General features: G+C 70.2%; 26 protein-coding genes. 21 read left to right on the top strand and 5 right to left on the bottom strand.

Annotated features, from left to right (window positions below; genetic code table 11):
- Positions 1-214 precede the first annotated feature (214 nt).
- From BKA10_RS06810 to BKA10_RS06800, 3 genes are all read left to right on the top strand, one after another.
- Positions 215-1249 carry an aldo/keto reductase gene (locus BKA10_RS06810; protein WP_183499198.1) on the top strand — a complete coding sequence of 345 codons (1035 nt, stop codon included), beginning with the start codon at positions 215-217 and terminating at the stop codon, positions 1247-1249.
- Positions 1250-1328: 79 nt separating this feature from the next.
- Positions 1329-1928: a histidine phosphatase family protein gene (locus BKA10_RS06805; RefSeq protein ID WP_183499197.1), complete on the top strand. Its 600-nt coding sequence runs from the start codon at positions 1329-1331 to the stop codon at positions 1926-1928.
- A gap of 26 nt (positions 1929-1954) precedes the next feature.
- On the top strand, positions 1955-2803 hold the full coding sequence (locus BKA10_RS06800; RefSeq protein ID WP_183499196.1) for an aminoglycoside phosphotransferase family protein: 849 nt from the start codon (positions 1955-1957) through the stop codon (positions 2801-2803).
- On the opposite strand, the gene BKA10_RS06795 is transcribed toward BKA10_RS06800, so the two are convergent.
- Positions 2793-3266, bottom strand: a complete 474-nt coding sequence (locus BKA10_RS06795; RefSeq protein WP_183499195.1) for a GNAT family N-acetyltransferase — start codon at positions 3264-3266, stop codon at positions 2793-2795. The genes BKA10_RS06800 and BKA10_RS06795 overlap by 11 nt on opposite strands.
- A 67-nt stretch (positions 3267-3333) precedes the next feature.
- On the opposite strand from BKA10_RS06795, the gene BKA10_RS06790 reads away from it, so the two are divergent.
- Both BKA10_RS06790 and BKA10_RS06785 read left to right on the top strand, forming a co-directional pair.
- Entirely contained in the window at positions 3334-4146 is an 813-nt protein-coding gene (locus BKA10_RS06790; protein WP_183499194.1) for a 4-hydroxy-tetrahydrodipicolinate reductase, read from the top strand.
- Complete coding sequence (locus BKA10_RS06785) at positions 4143-4589, top strand: tetratricopeptide repeat protein (RefSeq protein WP_183499193.1); 447 nt, start codon at positions 4143-4145, stop codon at positions 4587-4589. The genes BKA10_RS06790 and BKA10_RS06785 overlap by 4 nt, the downstream gene beginning before the upstream one ends.
- Position 4590: 1 nt before the next feature.
- Here the strand turns inward: BKA10_RS06785 and BKA10_RS06780 are convergent, their stop codons facing one another.
- From BKA10_RS06780 to BKA10_RS06765, 4 genes are all read right to left on the bottom strand, one after another.
- The gene (locus BKA10_RS06780; RefSeq protein ID WP_183499192.1) at positions 4591-5502 is read right to left on the bottom strand and encodes a TIGR01777 family oxidoreductase; all 912 of its coding nucleotides are present in this window, start codon (positions 5500-5502) and stop codon (positions 4591-4593) included.
- Positions 5495-5920: an OsmC family peroxiredoxin gene (locus BKA10_RS06775; RefSeq protein WP_183499191.1), complete on the bottom strand. Its 426-nt coding sequence runs from the start codon at positions 5918-5920 to the stop codon at positions 5495-5497. Before BKA10_RS06775 ends, BKA10_RS06780 begins: the two co-directional genes overlap by 8 nt.
- A 100-nt stretch (positions 5921-6020) precedes the next feature.
- Complete coding sequence (locus BKA10_RS06770; RefSeq protein ID WP_183499190.1) at positions 6021-6596, bottom strand: DUF4395 domain-containing protein; 576 nt, start codon at positions 6594-6596, stop codon at positions 6021-6023.
- A complete protein-coding gene (locus tag BKA10_RS06765; protein ID WP_183499189.1) occupies positions 6589-7023 on the bottom strand; it encodes a TlpA family protein disulfide reductase in 435 nt (144 codons plus the stop codon). The genes BKA10_RS06770 and BKA10_RS06765 overlap by 8 nt, the downstream gene beginning before the upstream one ends.
- Before the next feature lie 106 nt (positions 7024-7129).
- Between BKA10_RS06765 and BKA10_RS06760 the strand changes: the two genes are divergently transcribed.
- The 16 genes from BKA10_RS06760 to BKA10_RS06685 all read left to right on the top strand — a co-directional run bounded on the left by BKA10_RS06760 (position 7130) and on the right by BKA10_RS06685 (position 22620).
- Positions 7130-7936, top strand: coding sequence for a thymidylate synthase (locus BKA10_RS06760; protein ID WP_248198908.1), 807 nt, complete (start codon positions 7130-7132; stop codon positions 7934-7936).
- Positions 7933-8418 (top strand): dihydrofolate reductase, encoded by a 486-nt coding sequence (locus tag BKA10_RS06755; RefSeq protein WP_183499188.1) that lies wholly within the window; start codon positions 7933-7935, stop codon positions 8416-8418. The genes BKA10_RS06760 and BKA10_RS06755 overlap by 4 nt, the downstream gene beginning before the upstream one ends.
- 466 nt (positions 8419-8884) lie before the next feature.
- Positions 8885-9649 (top strand): SDR family NAD(P)-dependent oxidoreductase, encoded by a 765-nt coding sequence (locus tag BKA10_RS06750; protein WP_183499187.1) that lies wholly within the window; start codon positions 8885-8887, stop codon positions 9647-9649.
- Positions 9650-9725: 76 nt separating this feature from the next.
- On the top strand, positions 9726-10703 hold the full coding sequence (dapA, locus tag BKA10_RS06745; RefSeq protein ID WP_183499186.1) for a 4-hydroxy-tetrahydrodipicolinate synthase: 978 nt from the start codon (positions 9726-9728) through the stop codon (positions 10701-10703).
- Positions 10703-12379: a ribonuclease J gene (locus BKA10_RS06740; RefSeq protein WP_183499185.1), complete on the top strand. Its 1677-nt coding sequence runs from the start codon at positions 10703-10705 to the stop codon at positions 12377-12379. The genes dapA and BKA10_RS06740 overlap by 1 nt, the downstream gene beginning before the upstream one ends.
- 45 nt (positions 12380-12424) lie before the next feature.
- Positions 12425-12916 (top strand): GNAT family N-acetyltransferase, encoded by a 492-nt coding sequence (locus tag BKA10_RS06735; protein ID WP_183499184.1) that lies wholly within the window; start codon positions 12425-12427, stop codon positions 12914-12916.
- An 87-nt stretch (positions 12917-13003) separates the two neighbouring features.
- Positions 13004-15661, top strand: coding sequence for an FtsK/SpoIIIE family DNA translocase (locus BKA10_RS06730; protein ID WP_183499183.1), 2658 nt, complete (start codon positions 13004-13006; stop codon positions 15659-15661).
- 19 nt (positions 15662-15680) lie between these two features.
- Complete coding sequence (gene pgsA / locus BKA10_RS06725) at positions 15681-16247, top strand: CDP-diacylglycerol--glycerol-3-phosphate 3-phosphatidyltransferase (RefSeq protein WP_183499182.1); 567 nt, start codon at positions 15681-15683, stop codon at positions 16245-16247.
- Entirely contained in the window at positions 16244-16792 is a 549-nt protein-coding gene (locus tag BKA10_RS06720; RefSeq protein ID WP_183499181.1) for a CinA family protein, read from the top strand. Before pgsA ends, BKA10_RS06720 begins: the two co-directional genes overlap by 4 nt.
- A gap of 146 nt (positions 16793-16938) precedes the next feature.
- Complete coding sequence (locus BKA10_RS06715) at positions 16939-17259, top strand: helix-turn-helix domain-containing protein (RefSeq protein ID WP_183499180.1); 321 nt, start codon at positions 16939-16941, stop codon at positions 17257-17259.
- 8 nt (positions 17260-17267) lie between these two features.
- Positions 17268-17492 carry a DUF3046 domain-containing protein gene (locus tag BKA10_RS06710; RefSeq protein WP_183499179.1) on the top strand — a complete coding sequence of 75 codons (225 nt, stop codon included), beginning with the start codon at positions 17268-17270 and terminating at the stop codon, positions 17490-17492.
- A gap of 311 nt (positions 17493-17803) precedes the next feature.
- Entirely contained in the window at positions 17804-18874 is a 1071-nt protein-coding gene (gene recA / locus BKA10_RS06705) for a recombinase RecA (protein WP_183499178.1), read from the top strand.
- A gap of 34 nt (positions 18875-18908) precedes the next feature.
- The gene (locus BKA10_RS06700; protein ID WP_183499177.1) at positions 18909-19667 is read left to right on the top strand and encodes a regulatory protein RecX; all 759 of its coding nucleotides are present in this window, start codon (positions 18909-18911) and stop codon (positions 19665-19667) included.
- Between the two features lie 54 nt (positions 19668-19721).
- A complete protein-coding gene (gene miaB, locus BKA10_RS06695) occupies positions 19722-21275 on the top strand; it encodes a tRNA (N6-isopentenyl adenosine(37)-C2)-methylthiotransferase MiaB (RefSeq protein ID WP_183499176.1) in 1554 nt (517 codons plus the stop codon).
- Complete coding sequence (miaA, locus tag BKA10_RS06690; RefSeq protein ID WP_183499175.1) at positions 21272-22201, top strand: tRNA (adenosine(37)-N6)-dimethylallyltransferase MiaA; 930 nt, start codon at positions 21272-21274, stop codon at positions 22199-22201. Before miaB ends, miaA begins: the two co-directional genes overlap by 4 nt.
- Positions 22198-22620 (top strand): GNAT family acetyltransferase, encoded by a 423-nt coding sequence (locus BKA10_RS06685; protein WP_183499174.1) that lies wholly within the window; start codon positions 22198-22200, stop codon positions 22618-22620. Before miaA ends, BKA10_RS06685 begins: the two co-directional genes overlap by 4 nt.
- The last annotated feature ends 21 nt before the right edge of the window (positions 22621-22641 follow it).

The raw sequence follows: 22641 nt of genomic DNA, 5'->3' as shown, positions 1-22641 counted from the left end.
CGTGTTTCTCGCGTCGGTAGTCGTGGCCCTGTCCGCCGTTTGGGGGACATTCCTCCGGTGGGCGCGCTCCCACGACGAAAGCGTTATCGAATGTTTACCTGACGTGTGCCGTGGTGAACGGAACTGTCGGAGGTCTGCCCTAGCCTCGGAGTAACGCATCGGGGGGTGCGTGGGCACACGTACTCTCCACAGAGAGGAACGTGAGGCGCGAACCATGGGGTTCTCCGACCGCGACGCACCGGCGCAGACGCCGCGTCTCGTCGTGGATGCGCCCTCGAGTGAGCACCCGTCTTCGCCCATCCCGGTGCAGGGCCGACCGGTCGGCGACAGGTTCCGCGTCCCGCTCGGCGACAGCGGACTGAACACCTTTCCGCTCATCCTGGGCGGTGCCGAGTTCGGCTGGCACGTCGACCTCGGCAAGGCCCACGCGATCCTCGACGCCTACCGCGGCCTCGGCGGCAACGCGGTGCACACCTCGGACGGGTATGCGTCGGGCCGCAGCGAGCACATCATCGGCCAGTGGCTGCACAGCCGCGGCATCCGGGACGACGTCGTCGTCGGTGTGCGGGTCGGAACCAATCCCGAGCATCCCGGCCTCGGCGCCGTCAACCTGGTTCGTGCGGTCGAGGCATCGCTGACCAGGCTGGGCACCGATCACATCGACGTCCTGTATCTGGACGCCACGAGCGACACGACCACGTCGCTCGAAGACGCGCTCGCCACCGCCGAATGGCTCGTCGAGTCCGGCAAGGTCCGCGCGCTCGGCTCGTTCGGCCACACCGCCGCACAGTTGGTCGAGGCGCGCATCCTGGCATCCGCCGGGTACCCCCGCTTCACGGTGCTCGATGTGGCATACAACGTGCTGCGCCGTCAGGAGTTCGACGAAGACCTGCGGCTCGTCGCGAATGCGCAGGGCATCGCGGTGACCCCCTCGCAGGCGCTCGAGCACGGCTACCTGTCGGGCGCGCACCGGTCCCGTTCGGTCGTCGGCCAGTCCGTGCGCGGCCTCCAGCTCGCCTCGAGCATGAACCGTCGCGGCACCCGCACACTGCGCGCCCTCGACAAGATCGGCGCCGAGTTGTCGATTCCGACGGCCGCCGTCGCCGTCGCGTGGCTCCTGGCCCAGCGGATCGTCGCCGCGCCGATCATGAATGCATATGCGGTGCAGCACATCGAAGAAGTCGTGCAGGGCATCGGGGCGCACCTCAGTCGCGTCCATCTCGCCGAGATCGCGCGCGCCGCCGCGTGACACGCCGTCCCAAGGCCGCGCTGTCCGAGACGTGACGTAGGCTGGAATCTCCTGCGATATCCCGACGAAGCGAGTGACAGTGACGCACTATCTGTATCTTGTGCGCCATGGCGAGCACCTCGACGCGGAGCACGGTCTCGACGATGGCCCGCTCTCTCCGCGCGGTCGGCGCCAGGCCGAACTGCTGGCGGACCGGCTGTCCGGGGTGCCGCTGACGGCGGTGTGGCATTCGCCGCTCGAGCGCGCGGCTGAGACGGCTCGCGCGGTCGCCGAACGGCTGCCGTCGGTCACGCCGGAGCCCACGGCGTTGCTGTTCGACTGCATCCCCACCGGGATGACACCTCAGACGCCGGCGCTGTACGAGCCGTTCTTCGGCTCGGTCACCGAAGCGGAGGTCGAGGCGGGGTCCGCGCAGATGGCCGACGCCGTGGCGGAGTTCCTGGTGCGCAAGCCCGCCGCCCATGAGCTGCTCATCACCCACAATTTCGTCATCGCGTGGTTCGTGCGCGAAGTGCTCGGCGCCGAGGCCTGGCGGTGGATGACGATCAACCAGGCACACTGCGGGCTGACCGTGCTCGCGCAGCGCGCGGGGCGGCCATGGACGCTCGTGACACACAATGACCTCGGCCATCTGCCGATGGAGCTGCGGACCGGCTTGCCCGAGGTCGCGCTGGTCTGATCCGTCGCCGGGAGTAGGCTCTTCGGATGCAACCGCCGCCCGCCGACCTCGACATCGCCGTCGCCGATGTCGACCGGCTGCTGGCCACCCAGCATCCCGCGTTGCGCGGACCGTTGACGCGCGTCGCGCACGGCTGGGACAACGACGTGTTCCGCCTCGGTGACGATCTCGCCGTGCGGCTGCCGCGGCGCGAGCTCGCCGCACATCTGATCGAGAACGAGCAGCGCTGGCTGCCGGAGCTGGCGCCGCGACTGGCTGTGCCCATCCCCGTGCCGGTGGCTCTCGGCGTGCCCGATGAGCACTTCCCGTGGCACTGGAGCGTGGTGCCCTGGTTCCCCGGCCGTCGTGGCCTCGACCTCGCGCCGCACGAGCGCGACGCGGTGGCGGTCGAACTGGCCGGTGTCCTGCGTGCCCTGCACGTGCCCGCTCCGACCACCGCACCCGTGAACCCGTTCCGCGGCGTGCCCATGCGCCAGCGCGACGACGTCATCCGCGAACGGCTCGCCATCGCTCCCGAGCTGCTGCCGGTGTGGGAGGCGGGTCTGGCAGCATCCGAGTGGCGCGGGCCGGACGTCTGGCTGCACGGCGATATGCACGCGGGCAACGTCATCTTCGACGGCGACCGCATCGGGGCGCTGATCGATTTCGGCGACATGTGCTCGGGAGACCCGGCATCCGACCTCTCCGTCGCGTGGCTCGCGTTCACGGCCACCGGTCGCACGGCATTTCGCGCCGCCCTCGCCGACCTCTACGACGAGTCGGACTGGACCCGGGCGCGCGGCTGGGCGGCAGCCCTGGCTCTCATCTCGGTCGACTCCGACGATCCGGGCTTCCGTGCCGTGGCTCGGCACGCCCGCACCCAGCTCACCGCGTGAGCCGCTTGCCGTACCACCGCGTCGCGTTCGGGTTGGCGTTGTACGGTGCGATCTCGGCATAGCCGTTGCGCGAGTACAGCCCGCCGGCGGCGGTCAGGGTGTGGTGCGTGTCGAGGACGACGGCGGCCGCGCCGACCGCCCGTGCGCGCTCCTCGAGCGCGTCCAGCAGGGTCCGGCCCCAGCCGCGCCCGCGGGTCTCGGCGCGCAGGTAGAGGTGCTTGACCTCGTAGCGTACGCCGTCGGGACCGTCGGCGATGCGGCGGATGCCCCCGCAGCCGACATCACGACCCTCGTCGGTGGTGACGATGAGGAACACCCCGTCGGGCGGTTCGAACGCCGCCGGGTCGGGGAAGACCGTCGTGTAGGTGGCGCCGGGGAACTCCTCGGCGCGGACGGCGAAGTACTCGGCCAGCAGCTCGTGGGCGGTGGGATCGTCGGTCGACACGGCACGCAGGCTCACCATGCGTTTCAGCCTAATCGCGCGGCCGGCATGCACCGGGCGCTCCTCGAACGACCGTAGGCTGGATGCCATGACGACACGTGTGGCACTGGTGGGCGGAACCGGCAAGCTCGGCGCCATCATCGCGGGTGTGATCGACGGCAGCGACGACTTCGAGACCGTCGCGGTGCTCGGCTCGGCGAGCGACCTCAGCGAGATCGACGGCGCCGACCTCGTCGTGGACGCGTCGACCCCCGCCGTCTCGATCGACGTCGCCCGCGCCGCGATCGAGAGGGGCATCAATCTCCTCGTCGGCACCTCGGGATGGTCGGCCGAGCGCATCGCGCTCGTGCGTCCGCTGGTGGAGGCGGCCGGCACCGGCGCCGTGTTCATCCCGAACTTCTCGCTCGGCTCGGTGCTGGGCAGTGCCCTCGCCGCGGCGGCCGCACCGTTCTTCCCGTCGATCGAGATCGTCGAGACCCATCGCGAGACCAAGGTCGACTCGCCCAGCGGCACCGCCGTCCGCACCGCCGAACTCATCGCCGCGGCCCGCACCGAGGCCGGCCCCGTCGCCGCCGCCCACGTCGATCAGCGCGCCCGCGGGCAGCAGGTCGCCGGCGTCCAGATCCACTCGCTGCGACGCCCCGGTGTCGTCGCGCGGCAGGAGACCATCCTGTCCGGGCCGGGGGAGTCGCTCGCCGTGGTTCACGACACGGTCGACCCCGCCGCCGCCTACGCCCCCGGCATCCGCGTCGCCCTTCTCGCCGCGCGCGACACCCGCGGTGTGACGGTCGGCCTCGACAGCCTCATCGACATCGGCATCCGCACGCCCGGGACCCCGGCGGCACCACCGGTGGCCGAAGGCGACGTGCCGGGGCAGGTCGCCCGCGCCACCGGCGCATGAGCGCACGCATCGGCGTCGCCATCATGGCGACGATGCTCGCCCTGTACATCGTGCTGGTCGGCCACCGCGCCGTGCTGCTGGTCGCAACGGGCGAGCCGATCGGCGTCGGCATGGGCGTTGCGCTGATCGTCCTGCCGGTGATCGCCGCGTGGGCGCTGTGGCGCGAGGTGTCATTCGGCCTGCGGGCCTCGAAGCTCGGTGCGCGGCTCGAGTCCGAGGGTGCGCTTCCGGCGGACGTGGTCGCCGTCTCGCCCAGCGGCAAGCCCGACCGAGACACGGTGGACGCCCTGTTCCCCGCGTTCCGCGCCGACGTCGAAGAGCATCCCGACGACTGGCGCGCCTGGTACCGGCTCGGGCTCGCGTACGACGGCGCGGGGGACCGCAGCCGCGCACGTCAGGCCGTCCGCAAGGCCATCGCCCTCGACCGCTCAGCGCGCGGCTGACTCAGGCCGGGACGACCGCGTTCACGGCATCCATCACCGTCGGCTGGGTGAAGGTGAATCCGGATGCCGTGAGCACCTCCGGCAGCACATGCATGTCGCTGGTGAGCAGCGCACGCGTCGCATCGCGCCCGAGGACGAGCGGCAGGGCCCACTCCGGAACGCGCAGCAGATACGGGCGGTTCATGCGCACCGCGAGCGTGAACCCGATGTCGTTGGCGGTCGCCCGTTCGGGAGCGGTGAGATTCACCGGGCCGGCGATGTCATGGTCGATGACGTGCCGGATCGCGCGCACTTCGTCGTCCAGCGAGATCCACGGCCACACCTGCGTGCCGCGGCCGATCGGGCCCGACAGCCCCAGCCGGGTCAGCAGCATGAGGGGAGCCAGCACGCCCTTCGGATGCAGGATCGGCGCCGTGCGCAGCAGGACGACACGCGCGTGCTCACCGGCGAGCCGCGTCGCCCCTTCCCACTCGCCGCACAGGTCGGCCAGGAAGGTGTCGCCGCGGGGAGACTGCTCGGTCAGCGACACGCCCGGCGCGGAGGGGTAGTAGCCGACGGCCGACGAAGAGACGAAGACCGGGGCGTCGGTGCCGAGCTCACGCATCGCGCGCGCGATGTTCTGCGTGGGGGAGATGCGCGACCAGACCAGCTCGTGCTTGTACCGCGCGGTCCACGGAAACCGGCCGATGCTCGCGCCGTTGAGCCCCACGACGGCGCGGGCGCCCGCAAGCACCGCGGGGTCCAGGCGCCGGCGGGCCGGGTCCCACGTGACCTCATCGGGGTTCACGGGCGCATGACGCACGAGCCGGACGACCGGAATACCGTCGCCGCGCAGCGAATCGGCCAGCGCGCTCCCGATGAGGCCCGACGCGCCAGCGATGACGACGCGGCCGGCGGCGGGGGCTTCAGGCAAGCGTCGCCTCAAGCGTGATCTCGATGCCGCTCAGCGCCGCCGAGACCGGGCATCCGGCCTTGGCTCCTTCGGCCAGGCGGGCGAAGTCCTCGGGTGAGAGTCCGGGCACCGTCGCGTTGACGTTCAGGTGCGATCCGGTGATGCCGGTGCCCGGGATGAAGGTGACGGATGCCGTGGTCTCCACGCTCTCGGGCGGGGTGCCGTTGTCGGCGAGGGCGTTGGACAGGGCCATGCTGAAGCAGGACGAGTGCGCCGCGGCGATCAGCTCTTCGGGCGTGGTGACCGAGGTGGAGCCCTCGCTGCGCGCCTTCCAGTTCACCGCGAACGGGCCCTGGTTCGAGCTTTCCAGGGCGACGTCGCCCGATCCTTCGAACAGACTGCCCTTCCAGGTGGTGGTGGCTTCGCTCGTGACGCTCATCTGGCTCCTCCTCGACGGTTCGCGAAGCGCTTGCGCCCCGCAGTCTCTGCTCATCTCGAGCTTAGGCGGGCCGCCCGGTGAGGGGAACAGCCGGTGCGGTTCAGGCGGTCTGCGCGCGGCCGATGAGCCCGGTGCGCTGCAGCAGCAGGTAGATCTGACAGCCGAGGCAGAACCCGAAGACGGCGTTGAGGAACGCGGCGACGAACGCGGCCGCCGCGGCGATCGGGAGCGCCCACGGCACGCCGATGAGATGGAGCGTGAGCCCGACGATGCTCACGAACAGGCCGACCCCCTGCGCGAACCGCGGCGGGCGCGGGTCCTCGAGCTCGGCGGGCGGCGCCAGCCGCGGCTGCAGGACGCTGCGGTAGAGCACGCCCCACGGCGCGGTGCGCGGCGAGATGAGACCCCACAGGAACAGCAGGGCGACGACCAGCAGCGCGAGGAACGCCGGGTCTGCGGCCCGTTCCCCGAGGGACGCAGCCGTGATCGCCCAGCCGCCGCCCGGGAAGAGGAACTCGCTGGCCAGCGGCTGATACGCGAACCAACCGAACGAGGCGGCGCTCTGCTGCACCGACAGTCCGGTGAGCCCGAGGAACACGGTGACCAGCAGCAGCACCGACGTGATCGCGGCGCCGAAGCGCGGGCCGCGGGGATCGATCCGACCGATCTCAGGCATAGGACTGCTCGGTCACGCGAGTGAGCTCGAGCTCGACGACGTCGCGTCGCGGTGCGCCGCCGAACCGTGTCTGCACGACGCCGTGCCGATCGAGGATCAGGGTCGTCGGTGTCTGCAGCACGTTGAAGTGCTTCGCGATGTCGGGCCGGTGCGTGAGGTCCACATTCAAGTGCAGCACCCCCGCCCGTTCGTCGGCGATCGAGGTGAGCGTGCGATGCACGCCGGGGCACTGCGCGCACAGCTCCGTGCTGAACTGCAGCAGGGTGGCCGCCTCGCCGAGGCTCTCCGCCCCGAGCCGCTGCGCCTCGACCACCTCGCCGCGCCTCTCGGGCCGCGGCCGGTTCTGCTGCCAGCGCACGTACCCGCCGATGCCGAGTGTCAATGCGAGCAGCCCGGTGAGAACGAGGAGCGCATCGACAAGGGTCACAGCAGACCAGCGTATCCCTCTCGGACTGTGGGTGGGCCGCATGTCCATTCGCATGTCGCACGGTGTCACAGAGCCGGGGTGCCCGGTTCGCGGTAACCTGGCTCGCGTGACCGACATCCCCACGCCGTACGAGGATCTGCTGCGCGAGGTGCTGGCAAGCGGCACCCACAAAGACGACCGCACCGGCACCGGCACGACGAGCATCTTCGGCCGGCAGATCCGCTTCGATCTGTCGCAGGGCTTCCCCCTCATCACGACCAAGCGCGTGCACTTCAAATCGGTCGCGTATGAGCTGCTGTGGTTCCTGCGCGGCGACTCCAACGTCGCCTGGCTGCGCGAGAACGGGGTCACCATCTGGGACGAGTGGGCCGACGCCGACGGCGAACTCGGCCCGGTGTACGGCGTGCAGTGGCGCTCCTGGCCGACGCCCGACGGCCGGCACATCGACCAGATCTCGCAGCTGATCGAGCAGATCCACGCGACGCCCGATTCACGGCGCCTCATCGTGTCGGCGTGGAACCCCGCCGACATCCCCGACATGGCGCTCGCGCCGTGCCACGCGCTGTTCCAGTTCTACGTCGCCGACGGCAAGCTGTCCTGCCAGCTCTACCAGCGCAGCGCCGACATGTTCCTCGGCGTCCCGTTCAACATCGCCTCCTACGCCCTGCTGACGCTGATGATCGCGCAGCAGACCGGCCTCGAGCCCGGCGACTTCGTCTGGACCGGCGGAGACTGCCACATCTACGACAACCACCTCGAGCAGGTGCGCGAGCAGCTCACCCGCGAGCCGTACCCGTACCCGGCCCTGCGCATCGCGCGCACGCCCGCGTCGATCTTCGACTACCGCTTCGACGACTTCGTCCTCGACGACTATCAGCACCACCCGGCCATCCGCGGCGCCGTCGCGGTATGACCCGCATCGGTCTGATCTGGGCCGAGGCCCGCGGCGGCGTGATCGGCGCCGGCGGCACCATGCCCTGGCACGTTCCCGAGGACCTCGCGCATTTCAAGGCCGCCACCACGGGGGCGCCGGTCATCATGGGCCGCCGCACCTGGGAATCCTTCCCCGACCGGTTCCGCCCCCTTCCGGGACGCCGCAACATCGTCGTGACCCGCAACAGCGGGTGGGGGGATGCCGGAGCCGAGCGCGCCGCGTCGCTCGACGAGGCGCTGGTCATGGCCGCAGAAGCGGACACCGCCTGGGTCATCGGCGGCGGACAGCTCTACCGCGAGGCGATCGACCGCGCCGACGTGCTGGAGGTGACCGAACTCGACCTCGCCGTCGACGGCGACACCTACGGGCCGCCGCGCGACGGCTGGCGCATCGAAGCGGCGGGCGACTGGCACACGTCGCGCACCGGTATCCGCTACCGCTTCCTCACCCTGACCCGCTGACCCGCTGACCCGCTGACCCGCTGACCCGCCGGCGCGCCTGGCCCGCTGCCCTGGTCCGCCGGCCGGCTGACCGCTACCCGCCGGCCGCTTGGCCCGCTGGCCTGGTCCGCCGGCCGCTGGTCGCTACCCGCCGGCCGCTTGGCCCGCTGGCCTGGTCCGCCGGCCGCTGGTCGCTACCCGCCGGCCGCTGCTCGCTACCCGCCGGCCGCTTGGCCCGCTGGCCTGGTCCGCCGGCCGGCTGACCGCTACCCGCCGGCCGCTGCTCGCTACCCGCCGGCCCGCTGCCCTGGTGACCCGCGGGCCGCTCACCGGCTCAGGCGGACCCCGTGCGACGGGCGGTGTTCGGTTCGCAGGACTTTTTGGGGATCCCGGGCGGGTCGCCGGCGTGTCGCGGCCGGATGGGCACAGAAGTCCTGCGAACCGTACCGCCCGGGCCCGGCATCGGCCCGCGCGATAGCGTGGAGCCATGGCCAAGACAGCGCTGATCACGGGAGGCAGTTCGGGATTGGGGGCGGAGTTCGCCCGGCAGCTGGCCGGACGCGGCGCCGACCTGGTGCTCGTGGCGCGCGACCGGAACGCGCTCGCCGAACTGGCGGCACGCCTCGAGCGCGAGCACCGGGTGTCGTGCGAGGTGCTGGACGCCGACCTCACCGACCCGGCGGGCCTCGAGAGCGTGGCCGCCCGGCTCGCCGATCGCGACCGCCCGATCGAGGTGCTGGTCAACAACGCCGGGTTCGGGCTCGATCTGCGATTCGAGCGCAACGACGTCGCCGACGAGGAGCGTCACCTCGACCTGCACGTGCGCGCCACGATGCGGCTGACGCATGCGGCCCTGCAGCCCATGCTCGAGCGGGGGAGCGGGCGCATCATCAATGTGGCTTCGGTCGCCGCCTTCCTGCCGCGCGGCACGTACGGCGCCGTCAAGGCGTGGATCGTCTCGTTCAGCCGCTGGGCGAATGCCGCCTACCGCCCCCGCGGTGTGACGGTGACCGCCGTCTGTCCCGGATTCACCCACACGAACTTCCACGAGCGGATGGGCCTGCCGCCCGGCCACGAGGGCATCCCGGGGATCCTCTGGCTCGACGCGCGGGACGTCGTCCGCGAGGCGCTGCGCGACGCCGCCCGTGGCAGTGCCGTCTCGATCCCGTCGATGCGCTTCAAGGTGCTGATCGGCGTGATGCGCATCCTGCCCTCGCCGCTGGCGGCCCGGCTGGCCGCGACCGGGCGCTGAGGGCCGAACGAGGCCGACCCTCAACGGCGGTCCGCCCCCGGCACCGGCCGAGCGCACCACCCGCTAGCCTTGACCCATGACGCATACCGGCAATCCCTTCGGTCAGGTACTCGTCGCGCTGGTCACCCCCATGACGGCCGACGGCGAGGTCGATTGGCCCGCCGTCGAGAAGCACATGGACGATGTCATCACTGGCGGTGCCGACGGCATCGTCGTCACCGGCACCACGGGCGAGACCTCGACGCTCACCGACGCCGAGAAGCTCAGGCTCGTCGAGGTCGGCAAGGACGTCTCGGCCGGCCGTGCGAAGATCATCACCGGCGGCGGCTCCAACGAGACCGCCCACGCGATCGAGCTGTACAAGGCCAGCGAGAAGGCCGGTGCCGACGGCATCATGATCGTCACGCCGTACTACAACAAGCCCACCCAGGCCGGCATCCTCACCCACTTCCGGCTCGTGGCGGACGCGACGGACCTGCCGGTGATCCTCTACGACATCCCGGGGCGCACCGGCGTGCCGATCAAGTACGAGACGATCCTGCGCCTGGCCAAGCACCCGAACATCCTCGCGGTGAAAGACGCCAAGGGCGACTTCAGCGAGGTGAGCCGGGTGCTCAACCAGACCGACCTCATGTACTTCTCGGGTGATGACGCCAACGCCCTGCCGCACCTGTCGATCGGTGCCACCGGGCTGATCGGCGTCACCGCCAACATCACCGCCGCCCCCTATCGGGTGATCGTGGATGCCGTGAACCGTGGCGACCTGGCCGCCGCCACCGCCGCGCACAAGCAGCTCGAGCCGCTCGTTCGTGCGGTCATGACACACGTTCCCGGTACCGTGAGCGCGAAATACATCCTGCACGGACTGGGGCGCATCTCGAGCCCGCGCGTGCGCCTGCCGCTCGTCGGCCCCGAAGAATGGGAAGCAGCACTCATCGAAGACGAACTCGCCCTGGTCACCGGCATCGAAGGTGCCGACTTCTCGAACTTCCGGCCTGACCGCAACGCCGCCGCCGGCGGCGCGCTGCCCAAGGTCCACGGGACGACGCGCTGATGCCCTCCGAAGTGTCCGAGCCCCCCGTCCTCGCAGCCGGCACGCTCCGCGTCACCCCGCTGGGCGGCCTGGGTGAAGTCGGTCGCAACATGACCGTCTTCGAATACGACGGCAAACTGCTGATCGTCGACTGCGGCGTGCTGTTCCCCGAAGAGCACCAGCCCGGCGTCGACCTGATCCTGCCGGATTTCGAGCCCATCAAGTCGCGCCTGGACGACATCGTCGCCGTCGTGCTCACGCACGGCCACGAAGACCACATCGGGGCCGTCCCGTACCTGCTCAAGCTGAAGAGCGACATTCCCCTCATCGGGTCGGGGCTCACCCTGGCGCTGGTCGAGGCCAAGCTCAAAGAGCACCGGATCAAGCCCTACACGCTCACGGTGAGCGAGGGACAAGGCGAACAGGTCGGTCCGTTCGACCTCGAGTTCGTCGCGGTGAACCACTCCATCCCCGACGCGCTCGCCGTCGCGATCCGCACGCCGGCGGGTCTGGTCCTCGCCACCGGCGACTTCAAGATGGACCAGCTGCCGCTCGACGGCCGGCTCACCGACCTGCGGGCGTTCGCGCGGCTGGGGGAGGAGGGCGTCGACCTGTTCCTCGTCGACTCCACCAACGCCGACGTTCCCGGCTTCACGCCGCTCGAGCGCGCGATCGGCCCGGTCCTGGACCAGGTCATCGCCAAGGCGCCGCGCCGGGTCATCGTGGCGAGCTTCTCGAGCCACGTCCACCGCGTGCAGCAGGTCATCGACGCCGCCGCCGCCAACGGCCGACGCGTCGCGTTCCTCGGCCGCAGCATGGTCCGCAACATGACCATCGCCGAAGACCTCGGCTACCTCAAAGTGCCCGACGGGGTCCTCATCGACTACAAGAAGGCCAAGGACCTGCCCGACGACCGGATCGTCTACATGTCGACCGGGTCGCAGGGCGAGCCGATGGCCGTGCTCAGCCGCATGGCGAACCTCGATCACGCGATCGAGCCCGGTCCCGGTGACACCGTGATCCTGGCATCCAGCCTCATCCCCGGCAACGAGAACGCCGTCTACCGCGTCATCGACGGCCTCACCAAGCTCGGCGCCAACGTCGTGCACAAGGGCAACGCCAAGGTCCACGTCTCGGGTCACGCCGCAGCCGGCGAGCTTCTCTACTGCTACAACATCCTCAAGCCCCGCAACGTGCTGCCCGTACACGGCGAGTACCGCATGCTGCTGGCCAACGCCAAGCTCGCCCAGGACACCGGCATCCCCGCCGAGAACACGATCATCGGCGAGAACGGCACCGTCGTCGACCTGAAGGACGGCGTCGCCCGGGTGGCCGGCCAGCTCGACCTCGGCTTCGTGTACGTCGACGGATCGACCGTGGGAGAGATCACGGATGCCGATCTGAAGGACCGCCGCATCCTCGGCGAAGAGGGATTCATCTCCGTCATCGTCGTCGTCGACGCGGCGACCGGCCGCATCATCACCGGACCCGAGATCCACGCCCGCGGCTTCGCCGAGGACGACACCGTCTTCGAGTCCGTCAAGCCGAAGATCGCCGCCGCGCTCGCCGAGGCCGCGCAGTCGGGCGTGCGCGACACGCACGCGCTGTCGCAGGTCGTGCGCCGCACGATCGGCCGCTGGGTGAACCAGCAGCTGCGCCGCCGGCCGATGATCGTCCCGCTCGTCATCGAGGCGTAACACCCGGGTCGCACCGGCGGTACACCGGGGTCGTACCATCGGCCCATGACCGCGTTCGCCGTCCGGCCCGCAGTCCAGGCCGATGCCGTCTTCCTGGGCGCGATGGTCGTGGCGGCCGCCCAATGGCGCGAAGGTCGGGGACAGCCCGCCCATGAGATTCTGGCGGACCCCGCGCACAGCCGGTACCTGTCGGGGTGGATGCGACCCGGCGATGCGGGGGTGGTCGCGACAGATGAGCAGGACGATCCGATCGGCGCCGCCTGGTATCGACTGCTGCCGCGCGGCGACCCCGGGTTCGGGTACGTCGGTACCGGGGTCCCCGAGCTCGTCATCGGCGTCCGCCCGATCTGGCGCGCCCACGGGGTCGGACGCGCGCTGTTGCGGCAACTGTGCGAGCACGCGCGTCAGCAGGGCTTCGCGCGACTGAGCCTGTCGGTCGATCGCGACAACTTCGCGCGCACGCTCTACCGCAGCGAAGGATTCGCAGTCACCCAGCGCGGTGTCGGTCGCGACACCATGGTCAAGCGATTGCGGTGAGAGCGCGGCGCAGCCTTCGGCCCGCGGCGTTCGCCCGGAGCCGCGTCGATCCGCGGAAAACGGGGGAGTGCGCCTTACCGTAGAGGAATGGCCAGGAGCACGAGTCCGACCACCGGCCCCCGCGCGTCCGCGAAGGGGTCGTCTTCGCGCGCCAAGAAGCCCGCGCCGGCGCCCAAACGCTACGTCGACGACGTCGAGAAGCCTCCCGTGGCGGTGCGGGCCTGGATGGGCCTCGCTCACGCCACCGGCGGTGCGTTCCGCGCGTTCGGGCCTGAGACGCTCGAGAAGGACCAGCGCCGCGACGGGTTCCCCTTCGTCCTGGTGCTGCTGGCCGTCGTCGGCGCGGTCGTGGAGTGGTTCCTCATCGGCACCGACGTCGGCACCAACATCAGCGCCTTCAGCGTCGGTGCGCTCCTGGGGCGTGTCGCGTTCATCCTGCCCGTCCTGCTGCTGGTCCTCGCCGGGTGGCTGTTCCGCCATCCGTCTTCGGTGCACGACAACGGTCGCATCGGCATCGGCTTCGGGCTGTTCGTCCTGGCCATCGCCGGGTTCTGTCATGTCTTCGGCGGCCGTCCGCAGCCCAAGAACGGGCTGCCGGGGCTCAGCGAGGCGGGGGGCCTGTTCGGCTGGATGATCGGCGAACCGCTCAGCTTTCTGACGCCGATCGGCGCCGGCGCGGTGCTGGGGCTGCTCACTGGGCTGAGTGTGCTCATCATCACCAAGACCCCGCCGAACCGCATCGGCCGTCGCCTCGGCGACCTGTACGCCTGGATGTTCGGCGCCGAGCGCCCCGAGCCCGCCGAGCCCGGCACTGTGGCCTTCACCGAGGACGAGAAGGATGCCACCGGCTCGCTGCCCTGGTGGCGGCGCAACAAGAGCGGGCGCGAAGAGGAGAACGACGGCCACCTCGGCTCCGACGACCTCACCGCGCTTCTCGACGCCTCGGGCGTGGGCGGGTTCGACAACCCCGTCACGACGCCGATCCCCGCCGCAGACGCACCGACCGAGATCATCGACCCGTCCGTCGTCGCCGGGGCGAAGAAGGCCGCGCGCAGGGCCGACACCGGCATCCGCGACGACGCGACCGAGGTCATCGATGACGGGCTGCTGCCCGGGCTGTCGGGCCTCGGCGGCGAGAGCGAAGGGCGCCCGCCGTCGGCGCCCTACGTGCTGCCGTCGACCGGAGCGCTCGCCCAGGGCACCCCCCACAAGGCCCGCTCCGAGGCCAACGACAAGGTCGTCGCCGCGATCACCGGTGTGTTCGAGCAGTTCTCCGTGAACGCCCGCGTCACCGGTTTCTCACGGGGGCCGACGGTCACCCAGTACGAGATCGAGCTGGGCTCGGGCACCAAGGTCGAGCGCATCACGGCGCTCACCAACAACATCGCCTACGCGGTCGCCTCCAACGAGGTGCGCATCCTCGCGCCGATCCCCGGCAAGAGCGCGATCGGCGTCGAGATCCCGAACACCGACCGCGAGATCGTCACGCTCGGCGACGTGATCCGCTCGCCCGCGTCCACGGCATCCACCCACCCGATGACGATCGGCGTCGGCAAGGATGTCGGCGGCGGCTATGTCGTCGCGAACCTCGCCAAGATGCCCCACCTGCTGGTGGCCGGCTCCACCGGCTCGGGCAAGTCCAGCTTCGTGAACTCGATGATCACGAGCCTGCTGATGCGCGCGAAACCCAGTGACGTGCGCATGGTGCTGATCGACCCCAAGCGGGTGGAGCTGACCAGCTACGCCGGCGTCCCGCACCTGATCACGCCGATCATCACGAACCCCAAGAAGGCCGCCGAGGCGCTGCAGTGGGTCGTGAAGGAGATGGACATGCGGTACGACGACCTCGCGTCGTTCGGGTTCCGCCACATCGACGACTTCAACAAGGCCGTGCGCGCGGGCGAGATCACCCTGCCGGCCGGCAGCGAGCGCGTCCTCAAGCCCTATCCCTACCTCCTCGTGGTCGTCGACGAGCTCGCCGATCTCATGATGGTGGCCCCGCGCGACGTCGAGGACTCGATCGTGCGCATCACCCAGCTCGCCCGCGCCAGCGGCATCCACCTGGTCCTGGCCACACAGCGACCATCTGTCGACGTCGTCACCGGACTCATCAAGGCCAACGTCCCGTCGCGGCTCGCGTTCGCCGTCACGAGCGTCACCGACTCGCGCGTCATCCTCGACCAGCCCGGCGCCGACCGCCTCATCGGCCAGGGTGACGGGCTGTTCCTGCCGATGGGGGCCTCGAAGGCGATCCGCGTGCAGGGTGCATGGGTCAGCGAGGCCGAGATCGAGAAGGTCGTGAGCCACGTCAAGGGCCAGGCCGAGCCCGAGTACCGCCGCGATGTCGCCGCCGTCGTGGAGAAGAAGGAGATCGACGCCGACATCGGCGACGACCTCGAGCTGCTGCTGGCTGCGGCCGAGCAGATCATCTCGACGCAGTTCGGCTCCACCTCGATGCTGCAGCGCAAGCTCCGCGTCGGCTTCGCCAAGGCCGGGCGCCTCATGGACCTGCTCGAGTCGCGCGAGATCGTCGGTCCGTCCGAGGGCTCGAAGGCCCGCGATGTGCTCGTCACACCCGAGCAGCTGCCCGGCGTGCTCGCGCGGCTGCGCGGCGAGGACCCGCCCGCCGAGCCCGTCGACGGATACGGGCCGGACCCCGTCGAGTCGCAGTTCGAGGGCTATGAGGTCGTGAACGGCGACGACGAGGGCGGCGAAGACGCCTGGGGGCTCACGGGCCGCGACTGAGGCCCGATAGGCTCGGTGGGTGGCCATCCCGAGGCAATTGCCCAACGCGATCACCATCGTGCGCATCCTGTGCGCACCCGTGTTCATCTGGCTGCTGCTGGCGGATGCCGGGGCCGACGGCGCGCTGCGCTGGTGGGCCGCCGCGCTGTTCATCGTCGCCATCGCGACCGACGGCATCGACGGGTACCTCGCCCGCAAGTACGAGATCGTCACCGACCTCGGCAAGCTCCTCGACCCGATCGCCGACAAGGTGCTCACCGGCAGCGCCTTCGTCTGCCTGTCGATCCTCGGCGAGCTGCCGTGGTGGATCACGGTCGTCGTGCTCGTGCGCGAGGTCGGCGTCACCGTGGACCGGCTCATCGTCGCCACCGACCACGTGGTCGCCGCCGCCTGGATGGGCAAGCTCAAGACGGTCGCCCAGGCGGTCGCGCTCTCGCTCGCGCTGCTGCCGCTGTGGACGGTCGTGGGGGACTGGATCCACATCGTCAACGCCGTGGCGATGACGATCGCCGTCGTTCTCACCATCGCGAGCGGTGTCGACTACGTCATCACGGCGATCCGTGCGCGTACGGGAGCACGTCGATGAACCGGCATCCCGCCCCCGCCGACGACCTGCCCGACGAACTGGAGTCCACCCTCGTCTCGCCCGGCCGCCGCTCCGATCCCGAACGACTGGTCGCCCGGATGAAGGAGCTCGGCTGGACGCTCGGCGTCGCCGAGTCGCTCACCGGCGGACTGGTGGTCGCTTCGATCATCAACGTGCCGGGTGCGTCCGCGGTCGTACGCGGCGGTGTGGTCGCGTATGCGACGGAGATCAAGGAGTCCCTGCTGGGGGTGGATGCCGCACTGCTCGAGGCGCACGGCCCGGTGCACCCGCGGGTCGCGCGGCAGATGGCCGACGGCGCCCGCCGCGTGCTGGGACACGAGGGCGTGCCGACCGACGTCGGCATCGCCACCACCGGCATCGCCGGCCCGCTCTCGCCCGACGGGCAGCCGGTGGGCACCGTGCACATCGCTGTCTCGACGCCGCTGGGCTCACGTGTCGAATCACTGCTGCTGACCGGCGACCGCGAGACGATCCGCGCCGAGGCCACGGCGCGCGCGCTGAGACTGATCCTCGATGTGCTGTGACAGGGCGGAATACCCAACGTGTCGAACCTGTTACGTATCAGTGATTCCCATGTATTCCTCAGCGCGAGGGCGATATGGTGACCAAAAGGTGAGGTACTGTTGTCCACCCGAGACACAGAAGAAGTAGGTAGAGGAGGGGGCCTGACATGATCCTGGTACGTCAAGAGATCGGTGATGTGCTGCGTGATCTTCGCTTGCAGCGCGGCCGCACCCTCCGTCAGGTCGCGGGGCGCGCGAGTGTCGCGCTCGGCTATCTGAGCGAGGTCGAGCGCGGTCAGAAAGAGGCATCGAGCGAGATCCTCGCCGCGGTGGCAGAGGCACTCGATGTGCCCATCTCCTCCATCATGCGCGAGGTGGGTGATCGCATCTCGGTGATCGAGGGCCTGCACGCCATCCCCGATGTGGTGCCCGACGACCTCGCGTCGCTGGACGACGAGTTCGTCCGGCCCGAGCTCTCGCTGCGCTGACGTCGCAGATGCGGCTCAGCGAGTTCGAGCGCGCCGTCGAGCACGAGTTCGGTGCCGGCGGCGCGACCCTCGTCGCCGATCTGACGCTCTCACAGCTGGCGCATCGCACCGCCGCCGAGTGCCTCGGTGCGGGTGTTCCGCCGCGGGAGATCTGGCGGGCCCTGTGCGTCGAGGCCGACGTTCCGCTCGCTCGCCGGCACGGAGTCGGACTGCAGGACCCGCCGCGCGACTGACGGTTCGACCGTGAACCCGGTCGCGCGACCGGCGATTCGGACATCGATGCCGCAAGGCAACATTGCGGAAGAACCACCTTCTCGTTCGGCGTGTCATCGAAAATTCGTTCGAGGTGCGGCGTAGTCTCCTGCACAAGCGGTGTCACACGGAAGTTGTCCACGGCTGTGCGGGTACGCCGACGCGATGTCGGAGGGTCCGCATACCGTGATCAGCGTCAGATGACACCACACGCCTTGTCGCAGCAGCCGCCCCACCGGGGCGGAGCGCGACAGCCTACAGGCGACGGAATGCGAGCAATAAGGAGCACGCCATGCCCTCACCCGCTGAGCGCGAGAAGTCCCTCGAATCGGCTCTCGCCCAGATCGACCGGCAGTTCGGAAAGGGCTCGGTCATGCGACTGGGCAGTGACGAGCGCGCCCCGGTCGCGACGATCCCGACCGGGTCCATCGCCCTCGATGCCGCCCTCGGCATCGGCGGGCTCCCGCGCGGCCGCATCGTCGAGATCTACGGTCCGGAGTCGTCGGGTAAGACGACACTGACCCTTCATGCCATCGCCAACGCGCAGCGCGCCGGCGGCATCGCCGCGTTCATCGACGCCGAGCACGCACTCGACCCCGACTACGCGCAGAAGCTCGGCGTCGACATCGACCAGCTCCTCGTCTCGCAACCCGACACCGGCGAGCAGGCCCTCGAGATCGCCGACATGCTGATCCGCTCCGGCGCGATCGACCTGGTCGTGATCGACTCCGTCGCCGCGCTCGTTCCCGAGGCCGAGATCAAGGGCGAGATGGGCGATTCGCACGTCGGCCTGCAGGCACGCCTCATGTCGCAGGCGCTGCGCAAGCTGACCGGTGGCCTGAACCAGACCAACACCACGATGATCTTCATCAACCAGCTGCGCGAGAAGATCGGCGTGTTCTTCGGCTCGCCCGAGACGACCGCCGGCGGCAAGGCGCTGAAGTTCTACGCATCGGTGCGCCTCGACATCCGTCGCATCGAGACGCTCAAGGACGGCACCGAGGCGGTCGGAAACCGCACCCGCGTCAAGGTCGTGAAGAACAAGATGGCGCCGCCGTTCAAGCAGGCCGAGTTCGACATCCTGTACGGCGTGGGCATCTCGCGCGAAGGCAGCCTGATCGACTACGGCGTCGAGCACGCCATCGTCAAGAAGTCGGGTGCCTGGTACACCTACGACGGTGACCAGCTCGGGCAGGGCAAGGAGAACGCCCGCAACTTCCTGCTGAAGAATCCCGACATCGCCGCCGACATCGAGACCAAGATCAAGCAGAAGCTCGGCATCGGCGTTCCGCGCGCGGTAGAGACCCCGGTCGAGGCCCCGACGTCGGCCTCGGACGAACTCACTGCCCGCCGTCCGGCGTGATGCGCGGGCCGACTGGTCACTCATGAGCAGACGCATGAGCGATGACGGGGGCGAGTCCCTGCCGGTCTCCGAACCGGAGAACGGGCTCGCCCCGGTCATCCCGCTCTTCGGCGACCGCGGCGCTGCGCGGTCGCCGTCGGTCGCCGGCGCGCCCGTGGGCGGGAGGGATGACGACCGACGGACCGGCGCATCCGATGACGACGCGGAGGCGGGCGTGCCGGCCGACGGGCGCTGGCACACCAGCTGGCTTGCCGACGACGAGCCGCCCGCAGTCGACGTCGACGAAGATGAGCGCGAACGGATGGATGCCGCCGAGGCGGCGCTCCTGCGCAAGCTGCGCGGCCGCTCGCTGTCGATCCGCGAAGCGCGCACGGCTCTGGGCAGTCATGATCTCGACGCGTCGTCGGTCGACACTGTCCTGAACCGGTTCGTCCACAACGGGTACCTCGACGACGCCAAGCTCGCCGATCAGCTCATCCACACAGCCGTCGAACGCAAGGGGCAGGGGCGCCGGGTGATCGCCCAGGCGCTCGCGCAGCGCGGCATCGGCCGAGACGTCATCGACACCGCGCTGGCAGAGCTGCCCGACGACGACGCCGACCGCGCGCTCGAGTTCGCCCGGCAGAAGGCGCGGGCGATGACCGACCTCGACCGTGACGTCGCTCTGCGCCGGCTCGCAGGCCAGCTCGCCCGTCGCGGCTACGGCGCGCAGGCGCTCGACGCCGCACGGCGGGCGCTCGACGAGGCGTGCACGGGCCGTGGCGGTGGGCGTTCGGGAGTGCGCTTCACCTGAGTCGCAGCAGCCCCGGGCCGTGGCATGGTCATGCGCTCGTAGAATGGTCGCATCATGTCTTCGCCATCCTCCACCCCGACGCTGATCGCGCCGTCGCCCGCCGCTGTCACTGCTGACGGCGGCGTCCGCACGTACGAGGTGCGCACGTTCGGCTGCCAGATGAACGTTCACGACTCCGAGCGCCTGTCCGGGTCGCTGGAGAGCGCCGGCTACGTGCCCGCCGACGCCGGCGCCGAAGCCGACATCGTGGTCATCAACACCTGCGCCGTGCGCGACAACGCCGCGGGCAAGCTCTACGGCACCCTCGGGCACCTCAAGAGCCGCAAGGACAAGCACGAGGGCATGCAGATCGCTGTCGGCGGATGCCTCGCGCAGATGGACAAGGACGCCGTCCTCGACAAAGCCCCGTGGGTCGACGTCGTCTTCGGCACGCACAACATGGGCTCGCTCCCGAGCCTGCTCGAGCGCGCGCGGCACAACCAAGAGGCAGAGCTCGAGATCCTCGAGTCGCTCGACGTGTTCCCGTCCACGCTGCCGACCAAGCGCGACTCGGTGTACAGCGGCTGGGTGTCGATCTCGGTCGGCTGCAACAACACCTGCACCTTCTGCATCGTGCCGAGCCTGCGCGGCAAGGAGAAGGACCGTCGCCCCGGCGACATCCTGAACGAGATCCGCCTGCTCGTCGACGACGGTGCGATCGAGGTCACGCTGCTCGGACAGAACGTGAACAGCTACGGCGTCGAATTCGGCGACCGGCAGGCGTTCGGCAAGCTCCTGCGTGCCGCCGGCGAGATCGACGGCCTCGAGCGGATCCGGTTCACCAGTCCGCACCCGGCCGCCTTCACCGACGACGTCATCGACGCGATGGCGGAGACCCCGGCGGTCATGCCGCAGCTGCACATGCCCCTGCAGTCCGGCAGCGACCGCATCCTCAAGGCGATGCGCCGCTCGTACCGCAGCGAGAAGTTCCTCGGCATCCTCGACCGCGTGCGGGCCAAGATGCCGGACGCCGCGATCACGACCGACATCATCGTCGGCTTCCCCGGCGAGACCGACGAGGACTTCGAAGACACCATGCGGGTCGTCGAGCAGGCACGCTTCGCGAGCGCGTTCACGTTCCAGTACTCGATTCGCGAGGGCACGCCCGCGGCGACCATGGCCGACCAGGTGCCCAAGGGGGTCGTGCAGCAACGCTACGAGCGGCTCATCGCACTCCAGGAGCGCATCAGCCTGGAGGAGAACCAGAAGCAGGTAGGACGCGAACTGCAGGTGCTCGTGTCCACCGGCGAAGGCAAGAAGGACGCCGCGACCCATCGCCTCACGGGCCGCGCCGAGGACAACCGTCTCGTCCACTTCGAGCTGCCCGCCGGCAGTGAGACTCCCCGTCCCGGGGACGTCGCCTCGGTCGTCGTCACCCACGCCGCCCCCTTCCACCTGCTCGCCGACAGCCCCGACGGTTCGCCGCTGCGCATCCGCCGCACGCGGGCCGGCGACGCCTGGGATCGCACGCAGGCCGAATCCTGCGGTGTGCCGGCACCGGCATCCACCGGCGCACCACGCGCCGTCTCGCTGGGTCTGCCGACGCTGCGCCCGACCTCCGCCGAGTGACCTCGCCCGGTGCGCCCACGCGGCTCTGGGCGATCGTCGGGGCGACCGGCACCGGCAAGACCGGACTGTCGCTCGACCTCGCCGAAGCGCTCGCTGCACGCGGCCGGCCGGCGGAGATCGTCAACGCCGACGCGATGCAGCTGTACCGCGGCATGGACATCGGCACGGCGAAGCTGCCTGAAGCCGAGCGCCGCGGCATCCGTCATCACATGTTCGACGTCCTCGACGTCGCAGACGAGGCCACCGTCGCCGTGTACCAGCCGGCGGCCCGCATCGCCGTCGAGGGGATCTTCGCGCGCGGTGCCGACGCCATCCTCGTCGGCGGGTCGGGGCTGTACGTGTCGAGCGTGCTGTTCGACTTCCGGTTCCCGCCGCACGACGACGGCCTGCGCGCACGCCTCGAAGCCGACCTCGACCGGGATGGACCCGGCTCGCTGCTGGCGCGCCTGCGCGACCTCGATCCGATCACCGCGGCACGCATCGACCCGCAGAACGGCCGGCGGGTCGTCCGCGCGCTGGAGGTCGTCCTGCAGGGCGAGGCCACGCACGGGGCTGCTCTGCCCGAGAAGCCGACCCTGTGGCACGAGCCCACCACGATCATCGGCGTCCACCTCGACCGGCCCGACCTGGTCGCACGGCTCGACGCCCGGGTCGTGGACATGTGGCGGGACGGCCTGCTCACCGAGGTCGCCGGGCTGCAGCAGCAGGGCCTCGAGACGGGGGTGACGGCCCGTCGGGCGATCGGCTACGCGCAGGCGCTCGCGCAACTGGCAGGGGAGAAGACCGAAGCCGAGGCCATCGCCGAGACCCAAGCCCTCACGCGGCGCTACGCGCGGCGCCAGGTGTCGTGGTTCAAACGGTATGACGACATCCGGTGGGTCGGGCCTCCCGCTGACGCCGGTGCCCTGGCAGACTCGGTCGCATGACTGTCGAGATCCGTTCGTTCGAACTGCCCGATACCGAGGCCGTCGTCTCGCTGTGGCATGAGGCGGGGCTCACCCGCCCCTGGAACAACCCGCACCAGGACATCAGCCGCAAGCTGAAGGTCCAGCCCGAACTGTTCTTGGTCGCCGTCGACGACGGCAGCGTCGTCGGTTCGGTGATGGCCGGCTACGACGGTCACCGCGGATGGCTGTACTACCTGGCATCCGACCCGCACCGCCGTGGTCAGGGCATTGCCCGCCGCCTGGTGGAGACCGCGGAGGCGCGACTCGTCGACATGGGCTGCCCCAAGGTGCAGATCATGGTCCGACCCGAGCACGGCATCGCTCAGGGCTTCTACGAGGCGCTCGAGTACGAGCCGTTCGAGACCTGGACGACCGGCAAGCGCCTCATCCCGGACTGAGCACCCGGCCGGCCCACCGGC

The sequence above is a fragment of the Microbacterium invictum genome (assembly GCF_014197265.1).
GTDB lineage: Bacteria > Actinomycetota > Actinomycetes > Actinomycetales > Microbacteriaceae > Microbacterium > Microbacterium invictum.
This window is presented reverse-complemented; position numbering and strand designations above follow the sequence as displayed.

What these genes read in the sequence shown, in the direction of transcription:
- BKA10_RS06730 (WP_183499183.1), top strand. Translation starts at nt 13,004, where the DNA reads ATGGCCAGGAGCACGAGTCCGACCACCGGCCCCCGCGCGTCCGCGAAG.
- BKA10_RS06775 (WP_183499191.1), bottom strand. Translation starts at nt 5,920, where the DNA reads ATGAGCGTCACGAGCGAAGCCACCACCACCTGGAAGGGCAGTCTGTTC.
- miaB (WP_183499176.1), top strand. Translation starts at nt 19,722, where the DNA reads ATGTCTTCGCCATCCTCCACCCCGACGCTGATCGCGCCGTCGCCCGCC.
- BKA10_RS06795 (WP_183499195.1), bottom strand. Translation starts at nt 3,266, where the DNA reads ATGGTGAGCCTGCGTGCCGTGTCGACCGACGATCCCACCGCCCACGAG.
- BKA10_RS06810 (WP_183499198.1), top strand. Translation starts at nt 215, where the DNA reads ATGGGGTTCTCCGACCGCGACGCACCGGCGCAGACGCCGCGTCTCGTC.
- BKA10_RS06790 (WP_183499194.1), top strand. Translation starts at nt 3,334, where the DNA reads ATGACGACACGTGTGGCACTGGTGGGCGGAACCGGCAAGCTCGGCGCC.
- BKA10_RS06800 (WP_183499196.1), top strand. Translation starts at nt 1,955, where the DNA reads ATGCAACCGCCGCCCGCCGACCTCGACATCGCCGTCGCCGATGTCGAC.
- dapA (WP_183499186.1), top strand. Translation starts at nt 9,726, where the DNA reads ATGACGCATACCGGCAATCCCTTCGGTCAGGTACTCGTCGCGCTGGTC.
- BKA10_RS06710 (WP_183499179.1), top strand. Translation starts at nt 17,268, where the DNA reads ATGCGGCTCAGCGAGTTCGAGCGCGCCGTCGAGCACGAGTTCGGTGCC.
- BKA10_RS06735 (WP_183499184.1), top strand. Translation starts at nt 12,425, where the DNA reads ATGACCGCGTTCGCCGTCCGGCCCGCAGTCCAGGCCGATGCCGTCTTC.
- BKA10_RS06755 (WP_183499188.1), top strand. Translation starts at nt 7,933, where the DNA reads ATGACCCGCATCGGTCTGATCTGGGCCGAGGCCCGCGGCGGCGTGATC.
- BKA10_RS06685 (WP_183499174.1), top strand. Translation starts at nt 22,198, where the DNA reads ATGACTGTCGAGATCCGTTCGTTCGAACTGCCCGATACCGAGGCCGTC.
- BKA10_RS06715 (WP_183499180.1), top strand. Translation starts at nt 16,939, where the DNA reads ATGATCCTGGTACGTCAAGAGATCGGTGATGTGCTGCGTGATCTTCGC.
- BKA10_RS06785 (WP_183499193.1), top strand. Translation starts at nt 4,143, where the DNA reads ATGAGCGCACGCATCGGCGTCGCCATCATGGCGACGATGCTCGCCCTG.
- BKA10_RS06740 (WP_183499185.1), top strand. Translation starts at nt 10,703, where the DNA reads ATGCCCTCCGAAGTGTCCGAGCCCCCCGTCCTCGCAGCCGGCACGCTC.
- recA (WP_183499178.1), top strand. Translation starts at nt 17,804, where the DNA reads ATGCCCTCACCCGCTGAGCGCGAGAAGTCCCTCGAATCGGCTCTCGCC.
- BKA10_RS06770 (WP_183499190.1), bottom strand. Translation starts at nt 6,596, where the DNA reads ATGCCTGAGATCGGTCGGATCGATCCCCGCGGCCCGCGCTTCGGCGCC.
- BKA10_RS06720 (WP_183499181.1), top strand. Translation starts at nt 16,244, where the DNA reads ATGAACCGGCATCCCGCCCCCGCCGACGACCTGCCCGACGAACTGGAG.
- BKA10_RS06700 (WP_183499177.1), top strand. Translation starts at nt 18,909, where the DNA reads ATGAGCGATGACGGGGGCGAGTCCCTGCCGGTCTCCGAACCGGAGAAC.
- BKA10_RS06750 (WP_183499187.1), top strand. Translation starts at nt 8,885, where the DNA reads ATGGCCAAGACAGCGCTGATCACGGGAGGCAGTTCGGGATTGGGGGCG.